At 62.2% G+C, this 6,647-nt stretch carries 5 protein-coding genes; 1 reads left to right on the top strand and 4 read right to left on the bottom strand.

The window, feature by feature from the left end:
* Positions 1-107: 107 nt before the first annotated feature.
* The 4 genes from L598_RS05740 to L598_RS05725 are packed head-to-tail and all read right to left on the bottom strand — an operon-like array spanning position 108 to position 4,838.
* The gene (locus L598_RS05740; protein WP_210244968.1) at positions 108-830 is read right to left on the bottom strand and encodes an ABC transporter ATP-binding protein; all 723 of its coding nucleotides are present in this window, start codon (positions 828-830) and stop codon (positions 108-110) included.
* Positions 830-2,602, bottom strand: coding sequence for a branched-chain amino acid ABC transporter ATP-binding protein/permease (locus L598_RS05735; protein ID WP_144861010.1), 1,773 nt, complete (start codon positions 2,600-2,602; stop codon positions 830-832). Before L598_RS05735 ends, L598_RS05740 begins: the two co-directional genes overlap by 1 nt.
* Positions 2,599-3,642: a branched-chain amino acid ABC transporter permease gene (locus L598_RS05730; RefSeq protein ID WP_144861009.1), complete on the bottom strand. Its 1,044-nt coding sequence runs from the start codon at positions 3,640-3,642 to the stop codon at positions 2,599-2,601. Before L598_RS05730 ends, L598_RS05735 begins: the two co-directional genes overlap by 4 nt.
* Positions 3,643-3,674: 32 nt before the next feature.
* On the bottom strand, positions 3,675-4,838 hold the full coding sequence (locus tag L598_RS05725; RefSeq protein WP_348642734.1) for an ABC transporter substrate-binding protein: 1,164 nt from the start codon (positions 4,836-4,838) through the stop codon (positions 3,675-3,677).
* Between the two features lie 603 nt (positions 4,839-5,441).
* Between L598_RS05725 and L598_RS05720 the strand changes: the two genes are divergently transcribed.
* Positions 5,442-6,632, top strand: a complete 1,191-nt coding sequence (locus L598_RS05720) for an MFS transporter (RefSeq protein ID WP_144861008.1) — start codon at positions 5,442-5,444, stop codon at positions 6,630-6,632.
* Positions 6,633-6,647 lie beyond the last annotated feature (15 nt).

Raw genomic sequence — 6,647 nt, 5'->3', positions numbered from 1 at the left:
GTCGTTCGACGATGGCGCCGCCTATGCTGTGGGTGCCACCGGTCACGAGCGCAACCTTGCCGGAGAGATCGGTCATTCCATCACCCCTCCGGACTCGCGGCACCGGCTCATGACACTTCGCTGCCACCCATATAGGTCGCGATCAGTCTGGGGTCGTGCATCAGGGCATCCGCCGAGCCGGAATGGACGATCTCGCCGGTCTCCATCACATAGCCGAAATCCGCCGTTTCAAGTGCGGCCCGCGCATTCTGCTCGACAAGCAGGATGGAAACGCCGAGATCGCGTAATGATGCGATGATGCGGAATATCTCCCGCGTGATCAATGGCGCGAGACCGAGGCTCGGCTCGTCCAGCATCAAGAGCCGCGGCCGGGCCATGAGGGCGCGACCGAGGGCGAGCATCTGGCGCTCCCCGCCCGAAAGCGTTCCGGCCATTTGGTTTCGCCGTTCCAGCAGGCGCGGGAAGCGATCGAAGACCTGCGCGATGTCGTCCTTGATTTCGCCCGAGGCGGCCCTGCGGCTGTAGGCGCCGAGCCGGAGATTGTCATAGACGGAGAGATCGGAGAAAAGCTCGCGCCGCTCCGGCACGAGGCAGAAGCCCATCTCGATGCGTTCCTCGGTCTCGAGTCGGGAAATATCCCGCCCGTCATAGATGATGCGCCCCGTGGAGCGGAGCAGGCCAATGGCCGCCATGAGCAGGCTCGTCTTGCCGGCACCATTGGGACCGATCACCGTGACGATCTGACCTTTTTCGACCTGAAGCGAAACGTCGCGGACAGCCTCAGCCTTGCCATAGGAAACGCTGACATTGTCGATTGCAAGCAAAGGCATCAGGCCACGCCTCCGAGGTAGGCTTCCTGGACTCGCGCATCGTTGCGTACCGTCGAAGGCTCGCCCTCGCTGATCTTTGAGCCGAACTCCATGACGACGATGCGGTTGACGAGGCCCATGACGAATTCCATGTCGTGCTCGACCAGCAGGATCGTCAGGTTCTCGTCATCGCGCAGAGAACGCAGCAATTTCGCCAAGGCCAGCTTCTCCTGCCGCCGCAGGCCGGCCGCTGGTTCGTCAAGAACGAGCAGGATCGGATCGGCGGCGAGCGCGCGCGCGATTTCGAGGATGCGCTGGTTGCCGAGCGGAAGATTGCCGGCCAGTTCGAACGGACGATCGCCGAGGCCGACGCGTTCGAGCTGCATCATTGCCTCGTGGCGCGCCTGCTCCTCCTCGGCCCTGTCGAGCCCGAGCGCGCCCTTGAAGAAGCCGGACTGCGTGCGTGCATAGGTCCCGAGCAGGACATTGTCGAGCAGCGTCATTTTCGGCCTGAGCTTCACATGCTGGAAGGTGCGGGCCACGCCTGCACGGGCGATAAGGCGCTGCGGTTCGTTGGTGATGTCGCTGCTGGTGAAAACGACCTTGCCGCCGGTCGCCGGCAGGGCGCCGGTGATCAGGTTAAACATGGTCGATTTGCCCGCTCCGTTCGGCCCGATAAGGCCGAGGATCTCGCCCGAGCGCACTTCGAAGCTGACATCGTTGACCGCCATCAGGCCGCCAAAGGCGCGCTTGGCATTGTCGACCTTAAGCAGGGTCTGGCCTGGTTCCGGCTGGGTGCGCCGCGGCAGCGGCTCGACGGCGCGCGGACGCTCGCGCCTCACCTGCGGCAGGAACTTTGCGACGAACGGCACGATGCCGTCGCGCGCATATTGAAGGAAGAGGATGAAAAGCGCGGAAAAGACGACGATCTCGAGCTGACCTGCCGCGTTCGGTGCCACCAGCGGCAGGAAGTCCTGTACCCAATCCTTCAGGAGCGTGATCAGAGCCGCGCCGACCACGGCGCCCAGCAGGTAGCCCGACCCCCCGACCATGGCCATCATCAGATATTCGATGCCGCGAGTTACGTCGAATGGTGTCGGGCTCACAAAGCGGCCCATATGGGCATAGAGCCATCCCGATAGGGCAGCGAGCAATGCCGAGATCACGAAGGTGATCAGCTTGATGCGGAAAGCGTTGACTCCGACAGATTCGACCATGGCATCGCCGCCCCTGAGCGCCCGCATGGCCCTTCCTTCGCGCGAATTCAGAAGATTGTGTGAAAGCAGCATCGCGGCGATCAGCACGGCCCAGATCAGGTAATAGATGCGCTCGCTGCTGATCAGGGCGAATGAGCCGATGGTGATCGGAGGGATCGACGGGATGCCGTTGAAGTGGCCAAGCCCGTCGACATTGCCGAACAGGAAATAGATCGCAAGCCCCCAGGCAATGGTGCTGAGGGAAAGGAAATGTCCCTGCAGGCGCAGCGTCACCGCACCGAGAATGGTGGCCACCAGCCCGGTGAGGACAAGCGCCAGAAGCAATCCGAACCATGGCGAATAGTCCATCAGCGCGCTCGCCCATGCCGTCGAATAGGCGGCTATGCCCATGAAGGAGGCCTGGCCGAAGGAAACCATGCCGCCCACGCCGGTGATCAGGACAAGCCCTAGCGCGACAAGTGCATAAATGCCGATATAATTGGCGAGCGTGACCGAGAACGGGTCAAGAAACAGCGGCGCGGCCGCCACCAAGAGCACAGCCGCGATCGCCACGAGACGCAGTTGCAGCCTGCTCATTCGTCCATGTCCTCTTCGGTATGCTGGAAGGTGTAGGAGCGCCAGAGCAACACCGGTATCAGGACGGAAAAGACGATCACCTCCTTGAAGGCGCTGCTCTGGAACGACGCGAAGCTTTCAAGAAGCCCGACGAAGATCGAGCCTATGGCCGTAACCGGGAAGCTGATGAGGCCGCCGATAATGGCTCCCACGAAGGCTTTCAGCCCGAGCAGGAAGCCGGAATCGTAGAAGATCGTATTGACGGGCGCGATCAGTATGCCGGAAACGCCTGCCAGCACGGAGCCTGCGAGATAGGCGATCGTGCCGGAACGTTCCGGCCGAATGCCCATGAGCCGTGCCCCGGTGCGGTTCAGCGCGGTCGCATGCAGGGCCTTGCCGAGCAGCGTGAAGTCGAAGAACAGATAGAGCAGGCCGCAGAAAATGGCTGCCGCGACGACAATCAGAATTGTCTGGCCCGAGATCGGGATATTGCCGAGCATGAACATCGCGTCGGTAAGGCTTTCCGTGCGCGCACCATCGGGACCGAAGAAGAGAAGCCCAAGCCCGACAAGGGCGAAATGCAGGGCGACGGAGACCGTCAGCAGCAAAAGCACGCTGGCATCGGCAATCGGGCGGTAGACGATGCGGTCGAGCAGCGGCGCCACCGGCAGGATCAGGAGCAGCGCCAGGGCGATGCGGAACGGCATAGGCCAGAGCGTCCCGGACGTAATCCAGACCAGCCCGGCTATCGCCACGGGTAGCACAAGATAGAACAGCAGCGCGCGCGGGATGCGTTCATAGCTCCCCGCGCGCAGGATCGAATACAACTCCATCAGGGTCGCAAGCACCGCAAGCCCGATCACCAGGCCGACCGTACCCGGGAGCCGGCCAAGCTCCAGCGCGGCAAGCGTGAGCGCCGTGAATGCAGCGATGTCGCCGAAGGGCACGAAGACCACGCGCGTAACCGCGAAAATAAGCACGAAGCCGAGAGCCATCAGGACATAGATCGCTCCCGTGGCGATCCCGTCGAGGGCGAGGATTGCCGCGATGTCAGGAGTCATGGGACCTCGTTATTGTCAGAGCCGGCCGTTCTTCAGTTCGATTCCGGCTGGTAGACCCATTTGCCGTCCACGAGCTTCACGATGACGAGGCTTCGCTCGTCAACGCCGTAGCTCGACTCGGGCGTGAAGTTGTAGACGGCGTGCACCCCGGCGAGTTCCTTGGTCGAGAAGATCGCGTCGTTGAGCGCCATGCGGAATTCCGGCGTCCCCGGCTCCGCCTTCTCAAGGGCAGTCTCCGCAGCATTGAGGAAAATCAACCAGCCATCGAAGGAATAGCCGGAGAAACCATCGGCCACATCCTTGCCGTTCACCTTCTTGTAGGCCTCATGGAACTTCAAGCCGATCTCCTTTGCGAAGTGGCCGTCAGGGAGCTGATCGGTGACGATCACCGGCCCCGCGGAGACCTCCACGCCCTCGGCCGCCTTGCCCCCGACGCGGATGAAGTCCGCATTGAGCAGTGACGGCGTGCCGTAGAAATCACCCGTGAAGCCGCGCTTGCGGAGTTCGAGAAGCGGCAGCGCGCCCTGCGTGCCGGAGCCGCCATTGATGAAGGCGTCGGGCTGCGTGGCGATGACCTTCAGCACTTGGCCGGTCACGGAAGTGTCCGTACGCGCGTAGCGCTCGTTGGTCGTCACCTTCGGGCCGCCTTCGGCTTCGGCGTCCTTGGCTCCGTTATAGACGAAATCGCCCCAGGCGTCCGAATAGCCGATGAAGCCGACCGACTTGACGCCTTCCTTCTTCATATGATCGGCAATCACCTTGACCATCAGTTGCGGCGTCTGCGGCACGGCGATGCCCCAGCGTTCGCCACCTTCGGCCGGTGCGACATTGATCGGCGACACCGCGATCATAGGCACCTTCAGCTCGTTCGCCACCGCGATCATGGCGATGGTCGAGGGAGCGGTGGCGGTGCCTATGAGCAGATCCACCCCTTCCTCTTCGACCAGCTTGCGCGCTGCGCGCGTCGCCGCGGACGGATCGGAACCGTCGTCAAGCTGGATGAGCTGGATTTTCTCGCCGCCGACTTCGCTCTGAAACTCATAAGCCGCTTTGATGCCTTCGCTATAGGGAATACCTATAGAGGCGCCGGCACCGCTGAGAGACGTGACGAAGCCGACCTTGATGTCGGCATAAGCGGCTGTCGCCGCGAGGGAGAGGCCCGCAAGGGCGGACATCGCAAGAGCAAGTTTTCTCAAAATTTCCTCCGTCAGGTGCAGCCGGCACACTCGATGTGTCCGGCAGGGTCGAGATTGTCCGTTTGCACGGGAAACATCCGTCCGGACGACCGAGGGGCCGCCATGCTGGAATCCCGGTGCGCCATGCCTATTCAGTCACTGTTCGATACGCCCTGTTCCCTTCATTCGGTTCCCCTTTTTCTAGGTTGCTCTTTGTGAAGGCATCGAAAACGCCGGCCGGAGATCGCTATTCGAGCTTCCGTCGCCGAGCGCTGGTGCCGCAGGCCGGAACAACGACCAGTGCCGGTCCGATCGTGCCGGCCAATTGGAGGGAAACTGCCTGCGTGTTCGCGCCGCAGCATCTCATCTGCGAAAAACCCCGGCTCGGGAGATCGAGACATCTCCCCAATCGGCGAGACAACCTGCGCCTCGACCCGATCTATTATTTCAAGCTTAAAGTGGTTTTGCTTCCAGTGTCAACACGGACTGAGGAGGCGGTGTGTGAATGCCTTGATTGGCGCAATGCATTTAGCCGGCGTGAGACCTTGCATGGGTTCCACGATCACCTAAGAGAGGTCGGCGTTTGCCCTGAGGCAGGCGGCACGGGGAAGGCAAGGTGAAGATGTGATCCTGCGCAGGACTGTTCTATGTCTCGGGCTTGCACAGCTCATTTCCTGGGGCATCTCCTACTATCTGATCGGCGGCTTCGGTGAGCAGATCACGACTGATCTCGGCTGGAGCCGGGATCGCGTCTATGGCGGATTTTCCGTGGCGCTTCTGGTGATGGGACTCACCTCGCCGGTTGCCGGCCGTCTGATAGACCGCTATGGCGGACGCAGGGTCATGATCGTGGGGTCATTGCTCAACGCCGCCGGTTGTATCGGCATCGCAGCCAGTCATGACGTCGTCGCCTATTACATGGCCTGGGTCTGTCTTGGTCTCGCGATGCGCCTCACCCTCTATGACGCGGCTTTCGCCGCGCTGGCGCGGATCGGTGGACCCGAGGCGCGCTGGCCTATTGCCCAGATCACCCTGCTTGGCGGCCTTGCTTCCACCGTATTCTGGCCGCTGGGCCATCTCCTGGCCGAATATTTCGGCTGGCGCGGGGCACTGCTCGCCTATGCCGGCTTTGCGCTCCTGACCCTGCCGCTTCACCTGGCCATACCGGAAGGAAGGTACAGGGAAGCGCCAGCGCCGGAAGACCGCCTGCTCCGCCCGGCTCCGATCGTGGAAAGGCGCAATCTCGCCGTGGCCGGCGGCCTTTATGCACTCATAATGGCTCTCGCCAATTTTCTGAATGCCGGCATGTCCGCCCATATGATCGGCATCCTTGCGGGCCTCGGGCTCGCCGCCTCCACTTCCGTCTGGGTCGCGACTCTGCGCGGCGTCGGTCAGTCCTCAGCGCGGCTGTGCGAGGTCCTGTTCGGCAGGAAGCTCGATCCGCTCATGCTCAACCTGATCGCCAGCCTGTTCTTGCCGCTCTCGTTCGTCGCCGGCCTGTTCAGCGGATATCTCGGGGCGGCCGCAATCGCTTTCGCCTTTCTATACGGCGTTGGCAACGGGCTGCTCACGATCACACGAGGCACGTTGCCCCTCGTGCTGTTCGATCACCGGACCTACGGCGCTTTTGTCGGTCGCCTGATCGCACCGAGCTTCGTCTTGTCGGCAGCAAGCCCTATCATCTACGCCTTCGCCATCAATCGGTTCGGACAGGCAGGCGCCCTCTATCTGTCAATCGGCGTCTCCGTCGTCATCCTTGCGGCGGCTGCGCTGTTGCTTGCCTTGGCCGTCTCCTGGCGCAATGGAGGTGAGTAAGTCCAGGGCGCTGTA

Source organism: Mesorhizobium sp. J18 (genome assembly GCF_007829525.1).
Lineage (GTDB): Bacteria > Pseudomonadota > Alphaproteobacteria > Rhizobiales > Rhizobiaceae > VLJP01.
This window is presented reverse-complemented; position numbering and strand designations above follow the sequence as displayed.

Coding starts and splice junctions, on each gene's coding strand:
- L598_RS05730 (WP_144861009.1), bottom strand. CDS start 3,642: ATGACTCCTGACATCGCGGCAATCCTCGCCCTCGACGGGATCGCCACG.
- L598_RS05740 (WP_210244968.1), bottom strand. CDS start 830: ATGCCTTTGCTTGCAATCGACAATGTCAGCGTTTCCTATGGCAAGGCT.
- L598_RS05735 (WP_144861010.1), bottom strand. CDS start 2,602: ATGAGCAGGCTGCAACTGCGTCTCGTGGCGATCGCGGCTGTGCTCTTG.